The following is a 23,474-nucleotide window of genomic DNA, read 5'->3' as shown; positions in this document are numbered from 1 at the left end:
AGATTTTCCAAACCCATGATAGGTCTAGATATCAGATATCTTGTGACTCAACACGCGGGAACACCCCCAGTGCCATGATCTGCTCGACAATGTCTTGTACGCGGACGGACTGGATGCACTCTCGAGTCCCGGTGTGACAGGCATAGGGGGCCTTGAATACGAAGGCACAGGGGTAGCAAGGCGGGCGCTGAATGACGAAGCGGACATTCTTCCCCAGGGGGCGCTGCTCGCGCGGATCGGTCGGCCCGACAATGGAAACAATTGGGATGTCGAACGTGTCGGCAAGATAGGTCAGGCCGGAATCCACACCGACAAACACTCTCAGACGCTGCATCAAGGCCGGGAGCTCGTCCAGCCGGAAACGGCCGGTTGCATCGATCAAACGCGGATTCCCATTCAGAGCGGCGCGCAGCGCAGCGGCCAAGGCGCCATCTTCGCCCCCCCCGATCAAGACGATGGGCACCTCGAAACGGACCAGCAGTTCCCTTAGCAAGTCACGTAATTTTTCTTCACCCAACTCTTTGAGTTTGTTGGCACTGGAAACGGCGATACCGATAGCATGGTGCCCCTGGTTTAACCCCAGATCCTGGCACACCTTTTCTCCGCTATCAGCCATGCTCATGGTCTTGTTAAAGCCAAGGTCTATCTTCTGTCGGCCCAGTAGCCGGCGCACCGTTTCCAGAACCAGCTCCCCGCCATTATGTGTTTCGTGATCGGTCAGCAAGGGAGCGGCCCAGCGGTAAGAACGCCCCGGCCTGGTCGGCAACAATGACAAACGCCGCGGAATTCCCGCCCAGCACAACGCCAAGAGCAACGGCAAGTTGGGCGACAGAACGATGGCCATATCATGGTTTCCCGCAGCCAACATCCTGGCAAGCCTGAACTTGCCGGTCAGCCCTTTCCAATCTCGAGACTGCACAGGCAGGCACTGATCCACTTCGGGCAGGCCCGCAATCAAGGCGCGGGTAACAGGAGCATGCAGTACGGTCAGCCGTGCGTCGGGATAGCGGGCCTTCAACGCCCGGATCACCGGTGTGGCGCACAGCATATCGCCGATTTTGGCGGTCTGGATCAGCAGGATATGGGCTGGCTCCCGCTTCCGGGTCAGCAGCAAACGGAGGGCCAGCAGGGGCGACGCAAACCAGGTCAATAACAGGAAGAGCACCTTAGCACTCCATAGCGGCGGCGAGCACGCGTTCAACACCATCCACATAGGCGCGGATGGTGTACTGCCGGGTCACGATCGCTCGCCCTTGCTCGCCCAGTTGACGACGGCGTTGCGGTTCGCTCAACAGTTGCTGCATGGCACAGAACAAGGCATGGCTGTCGGCATAGGGAACGAGCAGCCCACTTTGCTGATCGGCCACCAGTTCGCGCGAGCCGACGACGTTGGACGCGATGGCGGGTTTGGCCAGCAGCATGGCTTCGAGCAGGACTCTGGGCAGCCCTTCGCTCTGCGACGCCAGCAGACAAACATCCATCGCCGCGACGAAAGGCAACGGTGCCGGCTGGAAACCGGTAAAGATCACCCGGTCGGCGACACCCAGCTGCTCGGCCAGCGTCTGTAACTCGGCGCGCTGCGGACCATCACCCACCAGCAAGATGCGGAAAGGCGTCTTTGCCGCATTCAACTTGCTGGCGGCCTCCAGGACATAACGGATGCCCTTGCGCTCGATCAGCGACCCCACCGCGCCAAACACCACCTCCTGTTCACCGATACCATACTGACTGCGTACAGCCTGACCATCCGGCAGCGGCTGGTCGGGATCAATGCCGTTGAATACCGGCAGGCATTTGGCAGGCTCGACGCCAGCCTGCAGCAAGGCGTTGACCACACCATTGGATACGCCGATGACCTTACGGGCCACCCGGTTGACGAGCCGGGAAGTGGCTGCATCCATCACCGGTTCGATGCGACAGTGCTGCACCACCGGGATGCCGACAGTCTCGGCCGCCAGATAACCTTCGATGTTCGAACGCGGCTGGTTGTTCATGTAAAGCAGATCATAACCGCCGCTCTGCAACTCACGGGTCAGCCGGTCGACGTTGGGACGGATGCGCCACGTTTGTTCGACCCGGGCGACCCAGCGTTCACGCGCCGGCTTGTGCCAGGCCAGCACTCCACGCCCCAGCTCCTTGGCGAGCTTCGCCCACAGCGGCTGGCGTCGCTGCGGCAGCAGCTTGAGTTCGATGCCGATATTGGCCAGCTCCCGGCCAAGACTGCTGTCCTTGCCTTTGGGGTAGTCATGATAGAACAGGCAGGTCACGTGGAAGCGTTGACGGTCGATGCGCTTGAGCAGTTCGAACATGCTGTTGGTGCCGCCGCCCCACTCCTTGCCGGTATCCAACAGCAGAATACGTTTTTGTGTCATGCCAGACTCTCAGCAGCAAGTCCCGATTTGGCAGCGTGTTGCCGACAGGCGTCGAAGACTTCCGTCACGGTGATATTGTCCATGCAGGGTGGCGCGGTATAGCGGCAGCGCTTGCCCAGACAAGGTTCGCAAGTACGCCACTTCTGAATCACGATGTGGCGCTCCAGATCCGCGCTCGGCCCGGAACGGGACCAGTGCGCGGCGGCGAACAGGCCGACGATCGGTGTGCCGACCGCCAACGCCAGATGCATGATGCCGGTGTCCGGCGTCACCAGCCAGGCAAAGCGCTGCACCAGTGCCGGCATGTCCGTCAGTTTGACTTCGCCCGCCGTGACCGCCACGCGTTCATTACCAATGGCCTGCGCCACCTGCTCGGCCAAGCCGCGCTCCTGTGGCGAACCGGTAATCACGATTCGTAGCTCGGGGTACGCTACCAGCAGTTGCCGGCCCAGTTCGGCGTAACGCTCGGGCCGCCAGCGCCGGCTGGCGGTCGAGGCGCCGACCTGGAATCCCGCGACGGGTACGCCATCGGCAATGCCGTGCTTGCCCGCCAGGAAATCGCTCATCGACTGGTGTGCGACATCACTTACCGGCATCACCATATGGCGGTCGAGACCCGTCGCACCGGCGGCATGCGCGACCGCCAGGCGCTGATCGATACCGTGCGGGAAATCGTCCCAGCCCTTGACCGGTTCGGTATTGCTCAGCAGGAAACGGAAACGGTTGTTGTTGGGCCACTTGAAACGCCAGCGCGCCCCGCTCAGATAAGCCAGCGGAGTGGCCTGTGGCTCGTTGCCGTGCAGAATGGCGACCAGATCGAAACGCTCGCGACGCAGCGCCCGCGCCAGGCGGAAGAAACGGCGATAGCCGCCGGGATACGCGATAGTGCCGTCGATATCGGGGTTGCTCGCGAACAGCCCTTGGTAGGGAGCATTGACCAGCAACACGATATGCGCCGCCGGATAGGCTTGGCGCAGACTGCGGATGGCCGGCGTCGACAGCAGCGTGTCGCCAATCGCCGTGGACGAGATCACCAGGATGCGGGCAATGGCCGGCGTACCTAGTTCAGCAGGATCGGGATGGCGCCGGTCGAAATGCCGGATCAACCCGAGGCCGCGCTCGAGCAAGGCTTCACGGATGCGGGTGCCCATCGTCACTTTCCCCGCAGACGCACGTAGAGCCCGCCCAGCAATGGTCGACGGTAAATGGCCATACGCCGGGCAAACCAGCCGTCATCGGCCTCCTTGGTGACGATGCGGCCGATCCGTCGCGGGTCGGTCGTGGCGGTATTGATATGCTTGTCGACGGTATACAGATGTCGGAACCCGGCCGCCCGCGCCACGTCCAGATAATCGTCGTCGAAATAGCCCTGCGGCCAGCACAGGTGGTCGCTGACACCGCCCAGCCGTTCGATGAGCGTGCGGCGCGAGGTGGCGAGGTCTTCGGCCAACCTGTCGCGCTTCTCGGCGGCACTGGCGCACAGCTTGTCCCAGCGGGCATGGCTGTGGGTGTGACTGTGGAATTCGAAGGTACCGGCGTCGCGGGCGGCCTCGATCTCGCTCCAGCGCATCATCACGGTGTCGGCCCTGCCCTCGTCCACCGCGCGCTTGCAGGCCTTGTGGTCGGGGGTGTCGGGCAGCGCCCGGCCGCTGGCGGCATGCGGGCGCACTGCGCCGTCGCCGATCCAGCCGGTGATGGTGAACAGCGTGGCACGTTGGCCGAAGCGTTCCAGCACGGGATGGGCGTATACCCAGTTGTCGAGGTAGCCGTCGTCGAAGGTGACCAGCACGCTCTTGTCCGGCACCGGACGCCCAGCCAGGAAGCCGGCGAAGTCGTCGGTGCTCAGGGTGGTCCAGCCGTGCTCGGCCAGCCAGCGCATCTGCGCTTCGAAGGTGGCCGGCGACACCGTCACCAGGCCCTTGCTGGGGCTGACGTGGTGGTACATCAGCACCGGTACGGCGCGGGCCGGTTTCATCGCATCCCCCTCGCGGCCAGCAAGCGGCGGTACAGTGCCAGCATGTCGCGGCACATGGTGTCGACGTGGAACACCGACGACACCAGCTCGCGGCTGCGCGCGGCCATGCGGGAGTGCAACAGGTCGTCGCCGAGCAGGCGGATCACGGCGGCGGCCAGGCTGGCCACGTCGTCCGGTTCGATCAGCAGGCCGTTGTCGTCGTGGCGGACCACTTCGGGCACACCGTCGACGCGGGTGCCGATCACCGGCAGGCCCATCGCCATCGCCTCGATGAAGGAGGTGCCGAGCGCTTCCTGCTCGGTCGGCAGCAGGAACAGGTCGCAGCCGGCCAGCACGTTGGCGATGTCGCGGCGCAGGCCCAGCAGATGGAAGCGCTCGTTCAATCCGGCGGCGGCGATCTGTGCCTTCAGGTTGTCCAGCTGCGGCCCGTCGCCGGCGAACACGAAGTGCACGTCCGGGCAGGCGGCGAGGATGGCCGGCGCGGCCTCGACGATGCGCTGGTGGCCCTTCTTCTTGCGCAGGATGGCGACGGTGCCGACCAGCTTCGCGCTGTCCGGCAGCCCCAGTTCGGCACGCAGCGTGGACGCGCCGTCCAGCACCATCGCTTCCGGGTCAATGCCGGTATAGATGGTGCCGATGCGGTCCTGCGGCACCCCCTCGCCCTCAAGGTAGCGACGCACGTGCTCGCTGACGCTGACCACGTGGTGCGGCAGCGTGGTGTAGGTGAAACGCGAGGTGATCGGCAAGGCCAGATGGCGCGTGCGCACCACCAGCCGTCCGGCCATGCGGCCGGCCAGCCCGCCGAGGATGCTGTCGCGCCCGCTGTGGGTGTTGACCACGTCCACCCGCTCACGGCGCATCAAGGCGGCCAGTTTGGCAACGGCGGCGAGATCGACACCGTTGCGCATGCGCACCTCGAATACCTCGAAACCGGCTTCGCGCGCCCGCACGGCGAACTTGGCGCCGGGCTGGCAGGCCAGCAGCAGGCGCTGGCCGAGCTTGCGCAAGCCCACCATTTCCTTGAAGGTACGGTGCTCCTGCCCGCCCCAGCCGAGCGAGGACTCGGTGTGCAGGATGGTCAGCCGCTCAGCCATGCTGCGGCTCCTTGAACTGCATGCGGTGCAGGTTGGCGTAGAGGCCGTCGTGCGCGATCAGTTCGCCATGGCTGCCGACCTCGGCCACCCGACCCTGGTGCATCACCACGATGCGGTCGGCGCTCTCGATGGTGGAGAGGCGGTGCGCGATGACGATGGTGGTACGGTTTTGCATCAGGCGCTCCAGCGCCGCCTGCACCAGCCGTTCGGACTGGGTGTCGAGCGCGCTGGTGGCCTCGTCGAGGATCAGGATCGGCGCGTTCTTCAGCAGCGCGCGGGCGATGGCCAGGCGCTGGCGCTGGCCGCCGGACAGGCGCACGCCGTTCTCGCCGATCAGGGTGTCGAAGCCTTCCGGCATCGCCTCGATGAAGTCGAGCGCGTTGGCGGCGCGCGCCGCGGCGACGATTTCCTCGCGGCTGACCTGGCCGATGCGGCCGTAGGCGATGTTGGCGGCCACGCTGTCGTTGAACAGCACCACATCCTGGCTCACCAGCGCGATGTGGCTGCGCAGGCTGGCCAGTTCGATGTCGGCGAGCGGCACGCCATCGAGGCTGATGCTGCCGGCGTCCACGTCGTAGAAGCGGGGGATCAGGCTCACCAGCGTGGTCTTGCCGCTGCCGGAGCTGCCGACCAGCGCCACGGTTTCACCCGGCTTCACGTCCAGGCTGAGATCGACGATGGCGTCGCGCTCGGCGTGCGGATAGCGGAAGTTGACGTGGCGGAACGACAGCGCGCCACGGGTTTCGGCCAACCTCTTGCGGCCATGATCGGCTTCCGGTGCCTCGTCGAGGAAGCCGAACACGCTCTCGGCGGCGGCCAGGCCGCGCTGCAGCGACTGGCTGATGCTGGTGATGCGCTTGACCGGCGCGAACAGCATCAGCATCGCAGTGAGGAAGGACATGAAGTCGCCGGCGGTGAAGGCGCCATGCTGCGCGCGCACCGTGGCGAAATACAGGATCAGCGCCAGCGCCATCGAGATCACCAACTGGGTGACGCCGGTGTTGAGCGAGGACATCGAGCTCTGCTTGACCGCGTTGTGGCGGATCGACTCGGCGGCGTGCTGGAAACGCTCGGCCTCGTAGGTCTGACCGCCGTAGATCTTCACCACGCGCTGGCAGTCGATGGTCTCGCCCAGCACCTGGGTCAGCTGCGCCATATTGTGCTGGTTCTGGCGTGACAGGCCGCGCAGGCGCTTGCCGACGATGCGCACGATCAGCGTCACCAGCGGCAGCACCGCCAGGCAGATCAGCGTCAATTGCCAGTCGGTGTAGAGCAGCAGCCCCAGCAGGCCGAGCACGGTGATGCCGTCCTTGACCACCACGGTGATGATGTTGAAGCCGGCCTCGGTAACCTGGCTAACGTCGAAAGCAATGCGCGACAGCAGACGCCCGGACGGGTGATCGTCGAAATAGCGCACCGGCAGCTGCATCAGCTTGCCGAACATTTCCTCGCGCAGGCGCTGCACCAGGTGGCCCGACAGATAGCTGGTGGAGTATTCGTTGATGTAGCTGGTCACACCGCGCAGGATGAACAGGCCGACGATGGCGAGCGGCGTCCACACCATGGCCGTGTGGTCCTTCTGAACGAAGCCACCATCGATCAGCGGCTTCATCAGCCGGGCGAAGGCCGGCTCGGTGGCGGCAGCCACGATCATGGCCAACAGTGAGGCGACGAATACGCGCCAGTAGGAGCGCAGGTAACGCAACAGCCGCTTGTACAGCACGAGGCTGCCGATCTCTTTGGAATCCGCCATGCGGGTAAAAGGTATCCAGTAAAAACAGCGGATTATACCGCGATGTGGGGGCCGGGGAGGAAACGTTGATAGACATTAACCAATTGCGCGGCCATCGCCTCCAGCGTCAGGGGCTCGGCCGTGGCGCGGGCGGCGGCAGCCAGTTCTGGCCAGTCGGTGCGCCGTGCCAGCCAGGCGCGCAGTGATTCGACCAGGCCCAGCTGGTCCAGCGCGTCATGCACCCAGCCGTTGCGTCCCTCTTCGATCAGCTCAGCCGCGCCACAGGTGGTGGTGGTGAACAGCGGCAGGCCGCAGGCCAGCGCCTCGACGCAGACGTTAGGGAACGGATCGTACAGGGTCGGCAGGATGAAGGCATCGGCCAGGCCGTAATACGGCTTGACGTCGCCCTGGGCGCCGGTGAAGCGCACCCGTTCGGCGATGCCCAGTTCTTCGGCCAACCTTTGGTAGCGCGCAGCGTGCTTGTCCTTGCCCACCACCACCAGGTACACCCCGTCCAGCGCCGCCACGGCGCGCACGGCGCGCTCCACGCCCTTGCGTTCGAAACCGGAACCGACGTAGAGCAGCGTCGGCGCCTCGGCGGGAATGGCCAGCTCGGCACGCCGCCGGGCACGGTGCTGCTCGCGCAGGCGCGGGTGGAAAGCCTCGGTGTCGACACCGTTGTAGATCACCGCCAGCTTGTCCTCGGGCAGGCCAAAATGCTGCTGAATCTCGCGCTTGATCAGGTGCGCGTTGCAGATCACCAGCTTCAGGCGCGGATCGAGGAACATGCGCCGTTCGGCGGCGCAGACGTAGTGGTGATAGGGATTCAGCTTGAGCGCGCAAGCGGACCAGCCGGACAAGGCGCGGCGGCGGTGCTGCAGCCAGGCGGCGTGCACGCCGTCGCCGGCGCGGTAGATGTCGCAGCCGGGAATGCGCTCGTGCGACTGCACCAGGTCGAAGCCCTCGCGCTGCCACCGCTGGCGGGCGGCATGGGCGAAGCCCCAGTCGCGCCAGACGTTGCCGAGGTAGAACGGGTCGGCGGTCAGCGCCGCCACCCCATCCAGCTTCTCCCAGCGCCGTGCGATCAGGCTGACCTCCAGCGCGCCGTTGGCCTGCAAGGCCGCCAACGCGCGGCTGACGAAGCGCTCGGCACCGCCGGCCGGGTTGTACTTCTGGCGCACGATGGCGAGCCGGGTCATGCCCCCACCTCCGCCAGCACGTCGTCGATTGCCGCCAGCACGCGCTCGGAGCCGATCAGCGTCAGGCACTCGCTGACCTTGCCGCCGCCGCAGCCGTCGCGGCCACAGGGGCGGCACGACAGCGGTTCGGTGAGCACGCGGTGCGGCACCTTCCACGGCCCCCACTCGATGTCGCCGGACGGGCCGAACAAGGCCACGGTCGGGGTCTGCAAGGCCGCCGCCATGTGCATCGGCACCGAATCCATCCCGACGAACAGCCGCGCCTGATCGATCACCGCCGCCAGTTCCTTCAGCGTCAGCTGTCCGGCGAGGCTCGCCACCGGACGCGCCAGTTTCTGCTGGATCTGCTCCAGCATCGCCAGTTCGGCCGGGTCTGGCGCGGCAGTGAGCAACACCTGCTCGCCGCGTGCGGTCAGGGCGTCGATCAACGCCACCATATGCGCTACCGGCCAGGTCTTGAACAGCCAGCGCGAGGTCGGGTGGATCAGGATGTAGCGCTGCGGTTCGAGCCCCAGCGCCGTGAGCCTCGCCCCGGCCACCGCCTCGGCGTTGGCGCCGGGCACCAGCGTCAAGGCGCGCTCGTCGGGGCCCGGCTGGATGCCGATACGGCGCAGCGCGTCCAGGTGCAACTCGACGGTATGGCGCCGGTTGCCGGCCACGATGGGATAGCGATGCGTGAAACTCCTGGCGAACAGCTTGCCGTAGTTGCCGCTGCGCGCCACCGCCCAGCGTGGCTTGAGTAGCCGGGTGAGCCAGGCGCCGCGCTTGTGTTCGGTCAAATGCACCACCAGATCGTAGTGGCGCCCCCGGAGACGGGCGAGCAGCGCCAGCTCGGCCTTGAGTTGGCCGAACATGCCGAGCTTTTTCCACTGGCGGTCGATGGTAAACACCTGACTGACCGCGGGGTGCTGCGTGATCATGTCGCGCGTGTCGTGGTACACCAGCGCGTCGAGTTCGGCGTGCGGGGCGTGTTGCTTCAGCACCGAGAACACCGGGGAGGTCAGCAGTACGTCGCCGTGATGGCGCAGTTTGATGACCAGCACCCGCTTCACGGTGGCAAGATCGATGGCGTCCTTGAGCATAAGAAAAACAGCCGGCTGTGGGGCCCTTAAAATACGCCGACGCCGCCATTCCGCGAGCAGCGGAAGGCGGCGTCAGACCAGATGAGTCGGGACGGAGCGTCGCGCCGGGAGCGCGCAGCGCTACCCGAACGGTACGACTAGACAGCCGGCTCAGCGTTCAATTGTTGTAGCAGGTCGGCAATCTTATCAGGGTCCTCGCTTCTCAGCATGCGTCCGACGAGCGGCGCGATCTGGTCGAGGTGGGTCTTGAGCACGATGTCCTTGACCGACAGCAGGTTGGCCGGGTGCATCGAGAACTTGCGCAGCCCCATGCCCAAGAGCAGCCGCGTCAGGCGCGGATCGCCCGCCATCTCGCCGCACACCGACACCGGTGTGCCGGCCTTGATCGCAGTGCGCAGCGTGTGCAGGATCAGCTTGATCACCGCCGGATGCACCGGGTCGTAGAGGTGGCTGACCGAGTCGTCGTTGCGGTCGATGGCCAGCGTGTACTGGATCAGGTCGTTGGTGCCGATGGAAATGAAATCGACGTGCTTGAGGAAGCTGCCCACCACCAGCGCCGCCGACGGGATTTCGATCATGACCCCGACCGGCAGCTCGGCGGAATAGGCGATGCCCTCGTCGCGCAGCTCCTCGCGCGCGTACTCCAGCTGGACCAGCGCCTGTTTCAGCTCGTGCAGCGAGTTGATCATCGGGAACAGGATCTGCAGCTTGCCGAACATCGAGGCACGCAGCAGCGCCCTGAGCTGGGCGCGGAACAACAGCGGCTCGGCTAGGCAGAGGCGGATGCCGGTCAGCCCCAGCGCCGGGTTGTCGGCCACGCCGTGATTCAACCAGCGCGGATTCTTGTCGGCGCCCAGGTCCATGGTGCGGATGGTGACCGGCAGGCCCTTCATGTTCTCCACCACCTTGCGGTAGGCCTCGAACTGTTCGTCCTCGGACGGCAGCGTGTCGCGGCCGAGGAACAGGAATTCGCTGCGGAACAGGCCGACGCCGACCGCGCCGGCGGAGAGCACCCCTTCGACGTCCTGTGGCAGTTCGATATTGGCCAGCAGGTCGATCGGGGTGCCGTCCAGGGTCTTGGCGTTGGATTTGCGGATCGATGACAGCTTGCGCCGGGCATCGCGCCGGGCACGCTGACGGCGGCGGTACTCGGTCAGCACTACCTCGTCGGGGTTGATGATGATGACGCCGCTCTGTCCGTCGACGACCACCATTTCTTCCTCGCGGATCAGCTCGCGCGCATGGTGCAGCGCGATCACCGACGGCAGGTCCAGGCTGCGGCCGAGGATGGCGGTATGCGAGGTGGTGCCGCCGACGTCGGTGACGAAGGCGGCGAAGCTGGAATCCTTGAAGTACACCATGTCGGCCGGCGACAGATCGTGCGCCACCAGGATCATGTCGTCGTCGAACGCCTCCGGGGCGGCCAGCGACGAGGCCTCGCCCTTGAGGTTCTTGAAGATGCGCTCGACCACCTGCAGCACGTCGTGCTTGCGCTCGCGCAGGTACTCTTCTTCGATCGCCTCGAATTGCTCGACCAGCGCATCGCATTGCAGCTTGAGCGCCCATTCGGCGTTGCAGCGCTGGGTGGCGATGATGTCGCGCGGCTCGCGCGAGATCGCGACGTCGCCCAGCAGCATGATGTGCAGCGACAGGAAGGCGCCCAGCTCGGCCGGGGCGTTTTCCGGGATGCTGCCCCACAGCATCTCGAGTTCCTTGCGGGTCGCCTTGATCGCTTCGTCGAAACGGGCGATTTCCGCCGGCACCTCGTCCGCCACCAGCACGTAGTGGGTCACGTCGTCCATGCTGCGGGAAATCAGATGGGCGCGCCCGATGGCCACCCCCCGCCGATGGCAACGCCGTGCATGATGATGCTCATGGTCCCCGTCCCTCCGTTACCCGGCAGTTATCACTCTGCCTCGTCAAAGCGGTTGTTGATCAACGTCACCAACGCGTCCAGCGCGGCCTGCTCGTCGTCGCCCGACACTTCCAGCACCACGGTCGAGCCCTTGGCCGCGGCCAGCATCATCACCCCCATGATGCTCTTGCCGTTGACGCGACGCCCGTTGCGCGAGATCCAGACCTCGCTCTTGAAACGGCTGGAGGTCTGGGTGAACTTGCTGGAGGCACGCGCGTGCAGCCCGAGCTTGTTGATGATTTCAACCTCTGATTTAAGCATTTGCCTCCCCGGCAATAATATTGATCACGCCTTCCAGTCCGCCGGTCACGGCTTTCTTGACCACCAGATCCAGCGGCTGGCTGCTGTAACACAATGCCCGCACCAGCATCGGCAGGCTGACGCCGGCAATGGCCTCCACCCGCCCGCTGTCGACCAGGCGGCTGGCGATGTTGGACGGCGTGCCGCCGTACATGTCGGTCAGCACCAGCATTCCCTCGCCCTGGTCGAGCTGCTGGATCAGCGCCCGCGCCTGGGCCAGCTTGCGGTCGGGATCGTCGTTCTTGTCCACCGCCATGGTCGCCAGGTTTTCCGGGTTGCGGCCCAGAATGTGCCGGGCACAATCGGCCAGGCTGTCACCCAGCCCGCCGTGAGAAATAATCAGTACGCCAACCATGTCTATCCAGTTTCCTGCAACCGCCAGCCCGCGCGGAGAGTCCTTGTTTTGAAATCAGTTTCTGATTGTAACAGGCTCGCTTTCGATGCGTCGGTACCAACTGAGCGTTTCGGCCAACTTCACCACCTCGCCGATGATGATCAGCGCCGGCGACTGCACGCCATGCCGGGCGATCACTTCGGGCAGGCTGGCCAGGGTGCCGGTGACGGTGCGCTGGCGCGCCGTGGTGGCCCACTCGACCACCGCCGCCGGCGTCTCGGCCGGCTTGCCGTGGGCGATGAAAGCGTCGCACAGCTCGCGCGCGGTGGAAACGCCCATGTACACCACCACGGTCTGCTCGGGACGGGTCAGCGCCGGCCAATCGAGGTCGATGCTGTCGTCCTTGCGATGGCCGGTGACGAACACCACCGATTGCGCGTAATCGCGGTGCGTCAGCGGGATGCCTGCGTAGGCGGCCGCACCGCTGGCGGAGGTGATGCCCGGCACCACCTCGAACGGGATGCCGTGCGCCGCCAGGGTTTCGATCTCCTCGCCGCCGCGGCCGAAGGTGAACGGGTCGCCGCCCTTGAGGCGCACCACGCGCCGTCCCTCCTGGGCCAGCCGCACCATCAGCTGGTTGATGTCTTCCTGCGGCAAGGCGTGGTTGGCGCGCGCCTTGCCGACGTAGATGCGTTCGGCGTCACGCCGCACCAGCTCCAGCAGTTCCGGCGCCACCAGTTTGTCGTACAGCACCACGTCGGCCTGCTGCATCAGGCGCAAGGCGCGGAAGGTGAGCAGGTCGGGGTTGCCCGGACCGGCCCCCACCAGGTAGACCGCGCCAGTCGGCTTGTCGTCGGCGCTGGCCAGCCGCTTTTCCATCTCGGCACAGGCGGCCTCGTCGTTACCCAGCATCACGGCGTCGGCCACCGGGCCTTCCAGCACCGACTCCCAGAAGATGCGCCGCGCTTCGACGTCGCCGAAGCGCGCCTTGACCCGATCGCGGAAACGCGTGGCGAAGCCCGCCGGGCGGCCGTAGCCGGCGGGAATCAGGCTTTCCAGCCGGGCGCGCAGCAAACGGGCCAGCACCGGCACGCCGCCGCCGGTGGAGAGGGCGATCACCAGCGGCGAGCGGTCGACGATCGCCGGGGTGATGTAGCTGGAGATGTCGGGGTCGTCCACCACGTTGACCGGGATGCCCTGCACCCGGCCGGCTTCCGCCACCGCCAGGTTGACGCGGCGGTCGTCGGTAGCGGCCACCACCAGGCGCATGCCGGCCAGTTGTTCGCCGCTGAAGCGGCCGTCGACGTGGCGGATTTCCCCCGTGCCGGCCATGGCGCGCAGTTCGGCCACCAGCTCCGGCGCCACCACGGTTACCGCCGCTTCCGCCGAGCGCAACAGGCGTACCTTGCGCAGGGCGACCTCGCCCCCTCCCACTACCAAGCAGGGCTCGCCGCGCAGTTTCATAAAGATCGGAAAATAATCCATTCAGGCGGCTCCCATCGATGCCCCAAGCATACTGCAAATGTTGTAAAAAAACGACGACCCGTGGAACTCGTCCGGAGCAACACAGGACGTCCTATGATACTGGAAGAGACTGACCGCCACGCAGAGGCCCGCTTGACACCGATTTTCCCACGCTGCACGACCGTATTTCTGCCTTTTCCAGTGGCAGCCCGTCCCTTCGGGTTGATCAGAGGTCGCCGCTGATGCCGTCATCGGGCTGGCTGCTGGCGCTACTGGCCATGCTGGCGGGCATGGCACTGGGTAGTGCCGTCACGACGCTGCAGCGCCGCCACCGTGAACGCCAACGCCGGCTGCAGGCCTGCGCGGAGATGGCTGCGCCCTGCCTGCTGCTGCACGCGGACGGCCGCATCCTGCAGGCCAACACGGCGGCGCGGCGCTTGCTGGGCGCCCCGCTCGCCCACCTCGACGACCTGCACCTGCCCGGCGAGGCCCGCAGCTGGCTGGCCGATCACGGCGGCGGGGGCGAAACCCGGCGCTGCGAGCTGAACCGCCCGGCGGCGGCCCCCTCTCGTTGCGGCTGGAAAAGCGCCTTGCCGACCTCGACGGCCAGGACGCGGGCTTCAGCTGGCTGCTGCTGCACGACATCAGTCAGCAGGACGATGACGAGCGCGGCCAGCAGCTATGGCGGGAGGCCTTGCAAGATTCGCGCCTGGCGCTGTTCGAGTACCGTCTGGCGCCGCGCCGCGTCTACGGCCGGGTGCTGGCGGCGGATAACGTGCTGGGGCTGCCGCCGGGCTGGGTCGACATCGGTTTCGACCACTGGCTGGAACGGGTGCACCCGGACGACCGCGACGCCCTGCGCACCATGTTGGAGCACCCGGAGCGCCTCGCCACCGGCTCGGCCTACCTCGAGTTCCGCTTCCGCCACGGCCACGGCCATTGGGAATGGCTGGAGCAGCGCACCCAGTTGCGCCACGAGGACGGCCGAATCAGCGCCATCGTCGGCCTGTGCCAGTCGATCACCTCGCGCAAGCACGCCGAAACCGAGTTGCTGCGGCGCGAGCAGGTGTTCCGCACCCTGGTGGAAAACGCCGACGACGTGATCGCCCGCTACGACCTGAACCTGTGCTGCCAGTTCATCAACCGCAGCATCACCCGTTACCTGCCGCTGCCGCGCCACGAGCATCTGGGCAAGACGCTGCGCCAGCAGGGCTGGCCACAGGGCGCGCTGGACACCCTGGAGCCGGCTTTCCGGGCGGTGCTGGCGCGGCACGAGGCACGCCATCTCGAGGTGGAGCTCGACGTCTTCGGCAAGGCGGCGACCTTCAGCATCCACCTGATTCCCGAGCTGGGGGCGCACGGCGAACTGGTGTCGATCCTGGCGATCGGGCGCGAGATCACCGAGCTGCGCCTGGGCTCGCGCCTGCTGGCCGACGAGAACGCGGTGATGGAGATGATCGCCAACAACCAGCCGCTGAACGATATCCTGACCCGGCTGTGCCGGCTGGTGGAGGCGCAGCGGCCGCAGGCGGTGTGCTCGATCATGCTGCTCAACGAACAGAAGACCGAGCTCAACCTCGGCGGCCGGGCCGTCGTTGCCGGCCAGCTTCAGCGGTTTCCTGCACGGTCTGGCCATCGGCCCCGAGACCGGTTCCTGCGGGAGCGCGGTGTTCTCCGGCGAGCGCGTGGTGGTGAGCGACATCGCCCACGATCCGCGCTGGGAAAACTACCGCTATCTGGCGCTGCCGCACGGGCTGCGCTCGTGCTGGTCGACGCCGATCTACTCCAGCAGCCGCGAGATGCTGGGCGCCTTCGCCATCTACTATCCGACCCCGCGCAACCCCGGCAAGGCCGAGCTGCGCCTGACCGACCGCTGCACGCACCGGCGTCGATCGCGCTGGAGCGCGACCGCCACGAGAAGCAGCTGTATTTCCTCGCCACGCGCGACGGCCTGACCGGGCTGCTCAACCGCCGCTCCTTCATGGAGGTGGGCGAAGCCGAGGTGCTGCGCAGCAAGCGCTACGGCCACGACCTGTCGATCATGATGATGGACCTCGACCACTTCAAGGGCATCAACGACCAGCATGGCCACGCCACCGGCGACCAGGTGCTGCAGCACTTCGCCACGCTGTGCGGCAACACCTTCCGCCATGCCGACATCGTCGGCCGGCTCGGCGGCGAGGAGTTCGGCGTGCTGCTGCCGTTCACCACGCTGGCCGAGGCCGGCATCCTGGCCGAGCGCCTGCGCGCCGAGGTCGACGGCAGCGTGGTGATGGCCTGCGGCGTCGCGGTGCATTATACGGTGAGCATCGGCATCTCCTCGGTGTTCCCCGACGACAAGGACATCGACGGCCCGCTCAGCCGCGCCGACACCCTGCTCTACCAGGCCAAGACGCTGGGGCGCAACCGCATCCGTTACGACGGCGACCCGCCGTCGCTGCCGCTGGCGGGGTAGAATGGCGCCTTTGCTTGATCGCGCCCCATCGTGACCCGCTGGCACTCGACTTACTTCCCTCATCCGCTGTACGCCCCGCTGCGCGCCTTCGCCCCGCTCGCCGACGGCGACGACTGGCCGAACCAGGCCGACTACGACCGCCTGCTGGAGCGCGCCCGCGCCGCCGGCTGCGCGCTACCGAACGACCTGCGCTTCGTCTGCGACCTGGAGCCGCAGGACTATTACGAACTGCACATCGCGCAGAGCGGCGAGGTGCCGACCCGCCACGGCAACTGGCACGACTGGTTCAACGCGCTGGCCTGGCTGGCGTGGCCGCGCAGCAAGGCGGCGCTGAACGCGCGCCACGCCCGCGCCATCGCCCGCGGCGAGGTGCGGCGCGGCCCGCTGCGCGACGCCGCCACGCTGCTGGACGAATGCGGTGTGGTCGTCGCCAGCGCCGACCCGGCGCTGACCACGGCGCTGGACGGCATGCGCTGGCACGAGCTGTTCGTGGCAAGAAGGCACGACTGGGGGCGGCGCATCGGCGTCTTCACGCTCGGCCACGCGCTGTTCGAGACCGGCCTCGAACCGCACCTGGGCTGGTGCGGCAAGGCGCTGCTGCTGGCGGTGGATGACGCGTTCTTCGGCCAACCCTACGCCCGGCAACTGGCCCAGCTCGATCACCGCTTGGCCGAAGCCCTGGCCGACGACGGCTGGCTGGCGCGGCCGCGCGAACTGTGGCCGCTGCCGCTGCTGGGGATACCCGGCTGGTGGCCGGACAACGAGGACCCGGCGTTCTACACCAACACCGACTACTTCCGCCCGACGCGGCGCGCGAAGTCGGCCAGCGTCTCCTGATCGAGCCGCTCCAGCGCCGGCGCCAGCAGGGTGTCGAGCCCCTGGCCGATGTCGTCGTCGTAGCCGACGTCGGAGCGGTAGACGAAGAGCTGGAACAGCTCCGCGAGCGGGATGGTCTCGAGCTTGCGCATCAGCACCCAGCCGTCGCGCTGGCCGCGCTGGGCGTAACCCAGCTGCGCCAGCTTGTCGAGCACCAGCCCGAGTTCGTCGTAGCCCACCTGCACCTCGCGCCGCAGCTCCACCGGCGTCAGCGCCACGCCCTGGCGCTGCGCGGTGTCGAGCAGCAGCAGGACCTCCAGCGCGTCGAGGAAGCGGCGCCGCGGCTCGAAGCGGCGGCGCCACGCCTGCCCCTCCCAGTACGACAGCGAGGCGGTGAACACCGCGCCGGTCAGCACCACCAGCCACAGGCAGTACACCCACAGCAGCAGGATCGGGATGCTGGCGAAGGCGCCGTACACCAGCTTGTACGACGCCACCTCGCCGATGTAGAAGCCGAACACCGCCTTGGTCACCTCCAGCAACAGCGCGGTGACGAGCGCGCCCCACAGCGCGTGACGGTAGGGCACGAAACGGTTCGGCACCACGCGGTACAGCAGCGACAACACCAGCGTGGTCAGGAAGATGCTGCCGCCGCGCTGCAGCAGTTCGTCCAGCAGGCGCGAATAGCGCTCGAAATGGGTCGCCTTGAGCAACCAGTGCCAGCCGATCAGGCCGCCGCCGAAGGCGATCGGCCCCAGCGTCAGCACGCTCCAGTACACCATGCCCTGCTGCAGCCAGGGACGGCTGCGGCGCACGCTCCAGATGGCGTTGAAGGTGCGCTCGATGGTGGACATCAGCATCAGCGAGGTCAGCCCCAGCATGACGATGCCGGCGGCGGTCAGCTTCTCGGCGTTGTCGGCGAACTGGCGCATGTAGACGGTGATCACCTTGCCCGCGAACTCCGGCACCAGCGTCGACAGCAGCATCAGCTTGAAGCGCGCGCTGTAGTCGGCAAACACCGGGAACGCCGCCACCACCGTCAGCACGATGGTCAACAGCGGCACCAGCGCCAGCAAGGTGGTGAAGGTCAGGCTGCCGGCCACCTGCAGCACGCGGTGCGTGCCGACACGGCGGGCGAGGAAACGGGCGAAGCCGCGGTAGGGTTCAATTCGATTGGCAAGACACATGAATGGATCAGAATTTCGGCAAAGGGACTAAAGAGTGCGTTGAACGACGGAAAATTCCGCGCGGCGCGGCAAGCCGGCCGAATTGCACTAAGATTGATGCTTATCGCTTTATGGTAACGATTCGGATGACGATATGCAGGATATTCTGGTTCTCTACTACAGCCAGCACGGCGCCACGCGCGAGCTGGCCCGGCTGATCGCACGCGGCATCGAGAGCGTGCCCGGCTGCCGAGGCGCGGCTGCGCACCGTGCCCAAGGTGTCGACGGTGTGCGAGGCGACCGAGCCCGCCGTGCCGGAGGCCGGCGCGCCCTACGTCGAACGGCGCGACCTCGCCGAGTGCATCGGCCTGGCGCTGGGCAGCCCGACCCGCTTCGGCAACATGGCGGCGGCGCTGAAATACTTCCTCGACGGCACCAGCGCCGAGTGGATGGCGGGCACCCTGGCGGGCAAGCCGGCCTGCCTGTTCACCACCTCGGCCAGCCTGCACGGCGGCCAGGAATCGACCCTGCTGTCGATGATGCTGCCGCTCATGCACCACGGCATGCTGATCCTCGGCCTGCCGTTCACCGAGCCGGCGCTGTCCACGACCCAGTCTGGCGGCACCCCGTACGGCGTCAGCCACGTCGCCGGGCTCAACAACGACCGCCGCATCAGCGACGACGAGAAGACGCTGGCCATCGCCCAGGGCAAAAGGTTGGCCGAAGCGGCGCTGAAACTGGCGGCCAAACACGACTGACAGGGCCAGAGTGGCGGCAAGGGCGTGATCCGGACAGCAAGCAAAACCCCGGAGCCAAGATAGAGGCAACTTACCCTGCTCCCCGTTGGCCCGTGCCGCTTGGGCAGGGTAGAGCGAGGTTTTAAGCCGCCGCTTGTCGGGGTCGACTGGGGTTGCAAGGGGGCTGGCGACACAGCCCCTTGCCTGCCAGCGGTCAGCACCGCCCCTAAATCCGCTAGCGGACACAAATATCCAGATCGATAACCGGCATAGAGAACACTTGTGAAGTGGCTCTCAGCCGTCGTCGCGCCCCCACGGCGCGACCTTCGCCAGCAGCGCCATGCCCGGCAGTGCCAGCAGCGTGCACAGCAGGAAGAACGGCGCCCAGCCGATGGCCTCGACCAGGTAGCCGGTGGCGGCGTTGGCCACGGTGCGCGGCACCGCCGCCAGGCTGGTGAACAGCGCGAACTGGGTGGCGGTGTAGGCCGGGTGCGTGGTGCGCGCGATGTAGGCGACGAAGGCGGCGGTGCCGAGACCGACGCCGAGCGCCTCGAAGCCGATCACCAGCGCCAAGCGCGACAGCTCCGCCGCGCCGATGGCGGTGAACGGTCCCTGCCCGGCGAGCCAGGCGAACCCCAGGATCGACACCACCTGCACCACGCCGAACGCCCATAGCGCGCGGTTGATGCCGAGCTTGATCATCCACACCCCGCCCAGCAGGCCGCCGATCACCGCCGGCCACAGCCCGGCGTGTTTGGCCACCAGCCCGATCTCCGACTTGGTGAAGCCCATGTCGAGGTAGAACGGCGTGGCCAGCGCGGTGGCCATGCTGTCGCCCAGCTTGTAGAGAAAGATGAAGCCCAGCACCAGCGCGGCGCCCTTGAGGCCGCTGCGGGTGAGGAATTCGTGGAACGGCTCGACCACCGCCTCGCGCAGCGTCTTCGGCGCCGCCGCGGCCAGCGCGGGCTCACTCACCGCGAGCGTCATCGCCACCCCCGGCAGCATGAACAGCGCGGTGATCCAGAACACCGTGCCCCACGGCAGGTGGTCGGCCAGGATCAGCGACAGCGAGCCGGGGATCAGGCTCGCCAGGCGGTAGGCGTTGATGTGGATGGTGTTGCCGAGCCCCAGCTCCTGGTTGCTCAGGATCTCGCGACGGAAGGCGTCGAGCACGATGTCCTGGCTCGCCGAGCAGAACGCCACCGCCAGCGCCAGCGCGGCGATGGCCCACAGCTCCTGCTTCGGCGTGAACGCCCCGAACCCCGCCATGGTGGCGATCAGCGCGAGCTGGGTGAGCAGCATCCAGCCGCGCCGGCGCCCGAACAGCGGCGGCGCGTAGCGGTCCATCAGCGGCGACCAGACGAACTTCCAGGTGAACGGCAGCTGGATCAGCGCGAACAGGCCGATCGCCTTGAGGTCCACCCCTTCGCTCCTGAGCCAGGCCGGCAGCAGGTTGATCAGCGTGTAGAGCGGCAGGCCGGAGGCGAAGCCGGTGAACACGCAGGTGAGCATGGTGCGCGAGAAGATCACGCGGCGCCAGGAAATCGCGGATTCAGTCATAGGGGGCAAAGGTTGGCCGAAAGAGGCTAGACCCCGTGCCCATGGCGTGGTTCGGGCGCGGGGTCCACGAAACAACGGGGCGGTCCGAGCCGCCCCGCGCGTCAAGCGTGGCGCGCCACGCGGTAGAACGCCAGGCTGCCGCGCAGGTTGGGCAGGACACGGATGCGCCGCCCCTCGTTCATCACCACCCGCTCCAGCACGCCGATGCCGTTCTTGGCGCACAGCGCCTCGAAGTCGCCCAGCATGCACCAGTGGATGTTGGGGGTGTCGTACCACTGGTAGGGAATGGTCTCCGACACCGGCATGTGACCCTGCAGGATCTGCCAGCGGTTTTCCCAGTAGCCGAAGTTGGGGAAGGTGACGATGGCCTCGCGCCCGACGCGCAGCATCTCCAGCAGGATTTCCTCGGTGTGCTGCATCGCCTGGATGGTCTGCGACAGGATGACGTGGTCGAAGCTGCCGTCGCGGAAATCGGCCAGCCCCGCCTCCAGGTCGCCCTGCACCGCGTTGACGCCGGCGGACACGCAGCGCGCGATGTTGCCGACGTCGATCTCCACGCCGTAGCCGGCCACCTGCTTGTGGCTCTGCAGGTGGGCCAAGAGGGCGCCGTCGCCGCAGCCCAGGTCGAGCACGCGGGCGCGCGCGGGAATCCAGTCGGCGATCAGTCGCAGGTCGGGGCGCAAGGTCGTTTCGGAGTGCTGGCTCATGCCGCCACCTCCTTGGCTACACGGTCGAGGTAGGCGCGCATCAGGTCCACGTAGGGTTGGTCGGTCATCAGGAAGGCGTCGTGGCCGTGGGCGGATTCGATCTCGCCGTAGGCCACGCGCTTGTCGGCGGCGATCAGGCCCTGCACCAGCTCGCGCGAGCGCAAGGGCGAGAAGCGCCAATCGGAGGTGAAGCTCGCCACCAGGAAGTTGGCGGTCGCCTTCTTCAGCGCCGCCACCAGGTCGCCGCCGTGGTCCTTGGCCGGATCGAAGTAGTCCAGCGCCTTGGTCATCAAGAGGTAGGTGTTGGCGTCGAAGTAGTCGGAGAACTTGTCGCCCTGGTAGCGCAGGTAGGACTCGATCTCGAACTCGACGTCGTAGCCGAACTTGTACTCGCCGGAGCGCAGCATGCGGCCGAATTTCTCGCCCATGCCGTCGTCCGACAGATAGGTGATGTGGCCCAGCATGCGCGCCAGGCGCAGGCCGCGACGCGGGATGGCATCCTGCTGGTAGAAGTCGCCGCCGTGGAAGTCCGGGTCGGTGAGGATGGCCTCGGCGCGCCACGTCGTTGAAGGCGATGTTCTGCGCCGACAGCTTGGGCGCCGAGGCGATGACGATGGCGTTGGCGACGCGATCGGGGTAGTCGATGCTCCACTGCAGCGCCTGCATGCCGCCGAGCGAGCCGCCGATGATCGCCGCCCAGCGGTCGATACCGAGACGGTCGGCCAACCGCGCCTGCGCCGTCACCCAGTCCGGCACCGTCACCACCGGGAAGGCCGAGCCCCACGGCTGGCGCGTGGCCGGGTTGATGCTGGAGGGGCCGGTAGAGCCGTGGCAGCCGCCCAGGTTGTTGAGCGCCACCACGAAGAAGCGGCGCGTGTCGATCGGCTTGCCCGGCCCGATCATGCTGTCCCACCAGCCGGCGCTCTTGTCGTCCGGCTGGTAGCGGCCGGCGGCGTGGTGGTGGCCGGACAACGCGTGGCAGATCAGGATGGCGTTGCTCTTGGCGGCGTTCAGCTCGCCGTAGGTCTCAAAGATCAGCTGGTACGACGTCAGCGTCTTGCCGCAGGCCAGATCGAGCGGCACGTCGAACAGCGCCTGCTGGGCGCTGACGATACCGACCGACGATTCGGTTGTGGACATAGTGAAAACAGTGCCTCTTTGATATGGTTTTGTCGGCTTCAAGGCGTACGTGTTATGGCCGGTCCAGGCCGGCGCGGTTTTGAAGGATTATATCTGCATCGGCTTGTGCGCATAGCACCGGCGCCGGATAATCGCCTCTCCTTCCCGCCAGGGCCCCCCATGATCGGTCGCCTGTTCAAGTTCTTCGTGCTCTGCGCCGTGCTCTACGCCGTGGCGCGCTGGCTGCTCAACCGCCGCCAGAAGGAGACGTTGCGCGAACTGTTCCAGACCCTGGCGCAAGCGCTGCTGATCAGCTCGCTGATCTTCGTCGGGCTCTACCTGGCGGGCTTCCACCGGCTGTAGCCCCCCGACGCACGCCCCGCACCAGACCGGCGCCGCGCCCCGGAATCCTTGATCCGGCTCAGGCCGGCGGCGCGGCAAAGCCGCTAGACTGCCGGCTTTTCCGCCGACGAGCCCGGCCGCGCATGGATCTGACCCGCCACCTTCATACCTTCGGCCACTACCTCAAGACCCGTTTCGGGGAAAAGGTGCACAAGCTGTCGCTGGCCGGCGACTTCACCTGCCCCAACCGCGACGGCACGCTGGACCGCGGCGGCTGCACCTTCTGCGACGTCAAAAGCTTTGGCCGCGACGCCGCCGCCCTTTCCATCGCCGAGCAGATCGCGCGCGAAAAACACAAGACCGACCGCGCCCGGCGCTATCTGGCCTACTTCCAGGCCTACACCAGCACCTACGCCGAAGTGACCACGCTCAAGGCACTGTACGACGAGGCGGCGGCGCAGAGCGACGTGGTCGGGCTGTGCGTCGGCACGCGCCCGGACTGCGTGCCGGACAGCGCGCTCGAGCTGCTCGCCGACTACCAGCGGCAGGGCTACGAGATCTGGCTCGAGCTCGGCCTGCAGACCGCGCACGACGCCACTCAGGAACGCATCCGGCGCGGCCACGGCCTCGCCGACTACCGCGACGCGGTGCAGCGGGCGCACCGGCGCGGGCTCAAGGTCTGCACCCACCTCATCGCCGGGCTGCCCGGCGAGGACGACACCCACGTGCACCAGACCCTGGCCGCGGTGCTCGACATCGGCGTTGAGGGGCTCAAGCTGCACCCGCTGATGATCGTGCGCGGCAGCCGCATGGCGGCGCAGTACCGGCGCGGCGAGATCGCCCCGCTGACGCAGCAGCACTACGCCGCGCTGGCGGCCGAACTGATCCGCCGCACCCCGCCCGAGGTGGTCTATCATCGCATCTCGGCCACCGCGCAGGCGCCGACCCTGATCGCCCCGGCGTGGTGCGGCCCGCGCTGGCCGGCGCTGCAGGCGATCGCCGCGAACCTGGCCGTCGCCGGGCCGCAGGGCAGCGCGCTGGGCCGCCCCTGGTTGGGAGCCTGAGCGCGGCGGCGAAACCGTTTCGACGATCGGCTGTCAGATCA

The 23,474-nt window shown here is 67.0% G+C and carries 20 protein-coding genes and 4 pseudogenes; 7 read left to right on the top strand and 17 right to left on the bottom strand.

Going from position 1 to position 23,474, the window contains the following annotated elements; translation table 11 throughout:
- Positions 1–31: 31 nt before the first annotated feature.
- The 13 genes and pseudogenes from ABKF58_RS07385 to ABKF58_RS07325 all read right to left on the bottom strand — a co-directional run bounded on the left by ABKF58_RS07385 (position 32) and on the right by ABKF58_RS07325 (position 13,862).
- The gene (locus ABKF58_RS07385; protein WP_482583985.1) at positions 32–1,165 is read right to left on the bottom strand and encodes a glycosyltransferase family 9 protein; all 1,134 of its coding nucleotides are present in this window, start codon (positions 1,163–1,165) and stop codon (positions 32–34) included.
- A 1-nt stretch (position 1,166) separates the two neighbouring features.
- Positions 1,167–2,348, bottom strand: a complete 1,182-nt coding sequence (locus tag ABKF58_RS07380) for a glycosyltransferase (protein WP_482583984.1) — start codon at positions 2,346–2,348, stop codon at positions 1,167–1,169.
- 20 nt (positions 2,349–2,368) lie between these two features.
- Entirely contained in the window at positions 2,369–3,523 is a 1,155-nt protein-coding gene (locus ABKF58_RS07375) for a glycosyltransferase family 9 protein (RefSeq protein WP_482583983.1), read from the bottom strand.
- Between the two features lie 2 nt (positions 3,524–3,525).
- Entirely contained in the window at positions 3,526–4,347 is an 822-nt protein-coding gene (locus tag ABKF58_RS07370) for a polysaccharide deacetylase family protein (RefSeq protein ID WP_482583982.1), read from the bottom strand.
- Positions 4,344–5,441, bottom strand: coding sequence for a glycosyltransferase family 4 protein (locus tag ABKF58_RS07365; protein ID WP_482583981.1), 1,098 nt, complete (start codon positions 5,439–5,441; stop codon positions 4,344–4,346). The genes ABKF58_RS07370 and ABKF58_RS07365 overlap by 4 nt, the downstream gene beginning before the upstream one ends.
- Complete coding sequence (gene msbA, locus ABKF58_RS07360) at positions 5,434–7,194, bottom strand: lipid A export permease/ATP-binding protein MsbA (RefSeq protein WP_482583980.1); 1,761 nt, start codon at positions 7,192–7,194, stop codon at positions 5,434–5,436. The genes ABKF58_RS07365 and msbA overlap by 8 nt, the downstream gene beginning before the upstream one ends.
- Before the next feature lie 32 nt (positions 7,195–7,226).
- The gene (locus ABKF58_RS07355) at positions 7,227–8,372 is read right to left on the bottom strand and encodes a glycosyltransferase family 4 protein (protein ID WP_482583979.1); all 1,146 of its coding nucleotides are present in this window, start codon (positions 8,370–8,372) and stop codon (positions 7,227–7,229) included.
- Positions 8,369–9,454, bottom strand: coding sequence for a putative lipopolysaccharide heptosyltransferase III (rfaQ, locus tag ABKF58_RS07350; RefSeq protein WP_482583978.1), 1,086 nt, complete (start codon positions 9,452–9,454; stop codon positions 8,369–8,371). The genes ABKF58_RS07355 and rfaQ overlap by 4 nt, the downstream gene beginning before the upstream one ends.
- Positions 9,455–9,591: 137 nt before the next feature.
- Positions 9,592–11,330, bottom strand: a pseudogene (gene ptsP, locus ABKF58_RS07345) (phosphoenolpyruvate--protein phosphotransferase).
- A 30-nt stretch (positions 11,331–11,360) separates the two neighbouring features.
- The gene (locus ABKF58_RS07340) at positions 11,361–11,630 is read right to left on the bottom strand and encodes an HPr family phosphocarrier protein (RefSeq protein ID WP_014088526.1); all 270 of its coding nucleotides are present in this window, start codon (positions 11,628–11,630) and stop codon (positions 11,361–11,363) included.
- Positions 11,623–12,024: a PTS sugar transporter subunit IIA gene (locus ABKF58_RS07335; RefSeq protein WP_008952239.1), complete on the bottom strand. Its 402-nt coding sequence runs from the start codon at positions 12,022–12,024 to the stop codon at positions 11,623–11,625. Before ABKF58_RS07335 ends, ABKF58_RS07340 begins: the two co-directional genes overlap by 8 nt.
- Positions 12,025–12,078: 54 nt before the next feature.
- Entirely contained in the window at positions 12,079–13,488 is a 1,410-nt protein-coding gene (gene cysG / locus ABKF58_RS07330; protein ID WP_482583977.1) for a siroheme synthase CysG, read from the bottom strand.
- A 248-nt stretch (positions 13,489–13,736) separates the two neighbouring features.
- The gene (locus tag ABKF58_RS07325) at positions 13,737–13,862 is read right to left on the bottom strand and encodes a hypothetical protein (RefSeq protein WP_482583976.1); all 126 of its coding nucleotides are present in this window, start codon (positions 13,860–13,862) and stop codon (positions 13,737–13,739) included.
- Between the two features lie 362 nt (positions 13,863–14,224).
- Here ABKF58_RS07325 and ABKF58_RS07320 point away from each other — a divergent pair.
- The 4 genes and pseudogenes from ABKF58_RS07320 to ABKF58_RS07305 form a co-directional block, all read left to right on the top strand.
- Positions 14,225–14,818, top strand: a pseudogene (locus ABKF58_RS07320) (PAS domain-containing protein); the annotation flags it as partial.
- 244 nt (positions 14,819–15,062) lie between these two features.
- Positions 15,063–15,422 (top strand): GAF domain-containing protein, encoded by a 360-nt coding sequence (locus tag ABKF58_RS07315; protein WP_482584342.1) that lies wholly within the window; start codon positions 15,063–15,065, stop codon positions 15,420–15,422.
- Positions 15,423–15,448: 26 nt separating this feature from the next.
- A complete protein-coding gene (locus ABKF58_RS07310; RefSeq protein ID WP_482584341.1) occupies positions 15,449–15,922 on the top strand; it encodes a GGDEF domain-containing protein in 474 nt (157 codons plus the stop codon).
- Between the two features lie 30 nt (positions 15,923–15,952).
- On the top strand, positions 15,953–16,759 hold the full coding sequence (locus ABKF58_RS07305; protein ID WP_482583975.1) for a DUF3025 domain-containing protein: 807 nt from the start codon (positions 15,953–15,955) through the stop codon (positions 16,757–16,759).
- Here ABKF58_RS07305 and ABKF58_RS07300 read toward each other — a convergent pair.
- Positions 16,714–17,925 carry a YihY family inner membrane protein gene (locus ABKF58_RS07300; protein WP_014088530.1) on the bottom strand — a complete coding sequence of 404 codons (1,212 nt, stop codon included), beginning with the start codon at positions 17,923–17,925 and terminating at the stop codon, positions 16,714–16,716. The genes ABKF58_RS07305 and ABKF58_RS07300 overlap by 46 nt on opposite strands.
- A 133-nt stretch (positions 17,926–18,058) precedes the next feature.
- Here ABKF58_RS07300 and wrbA point away from each other — a divergent pair.
- Positions 18,059–18,662 (top strand): annotated as a pseudogene (wrbA, locus tag ABKF58_RS07295) (NAD(P)H:quinone oxidoreductase).
- Between the two features lie 273 nt (positions 18,663–18,935).
- Here the strand turns inward: wrbA and ABKF58_RS07290 are convergent.
- From ABKF58_RS07290 to metX, 3 genes and pseudogenes are all read right to left on the bottom strand, one after another.
- Positions 18,936–20,201, bottom strand: a complete 1,266-nt coding sequence (locus ABKF58_RS07290) for an AmpG family muropeptide MFS transporter (protein WP_482583974.1) — start codon at positions 20,199–20,201, stop codon at positions 18,936–18,938.
- A 101-nt stretch (positions 20,202–20,302) separates the two neighbouring features.
- Positions 20,303–20,908 (bottom strand): methionine biosynthesis protein MetW, encoded by a 606-nt coding sequence (metW, locus tag ABKF58_RS07285; protein ID WP_014088532.1) that lies wholly within the window; start codon positions 20,906–20,908, stop codon positions 20,303–20,305.
- Positions 20,905–22,048: pseudogene (metX, locus tag ABKF58_RS07280) on the bottom strand (homoserine O-succinyltransferase MetX). The gene metW and the pseudogene metX overlap by 4 nt, the downstream one beginning before the upstream one ends.
- 159 nt (positions 22,049–22,207) lie before the next feature.
- On the opposite strand from metX, the gene ABKF58_RS07275 reads away from it, so the two are divergent.
- Together ABKF58_RS07275 and mnmL are read left to right on the top strand one after the other, a co-directional pair.
- Positions 22,208–22,390 carry a protein MIGRI gene (locus tag ABKF58_RS07275; RefSeq protein WP_008952230.1) on the top strand — a complete coding sequence of 61 codons (183 nt, stop codon included), beginning with the start codon at positions 22,208–22,210 and terminating at the stop codon, positions 22,388–22,390.
- Between the two features lie 122 nt (positions 22,391–22,512).
- On the top strand, positions 22,513–23,433 hold the full coding sequence (gene mnmL, locus ABKF58_RS07270) for a tRNA modification radical SAM protein MnmL/YtqA (RefSeq protein WP_482583973.1): 921 nt from the start codon (positions 22,513–22,515) through the stop codon (positions 23,431–23,433).
- Positions 23,434–23,474: the final 41 nt, after the last annotated feature.

This window comes from Pseudogulbenkiania sp. AW2-16 (assembly GCF_056824575.1).
This window is presented reverse-complemented; position numbering and strand designations above follow the sequence as displayed.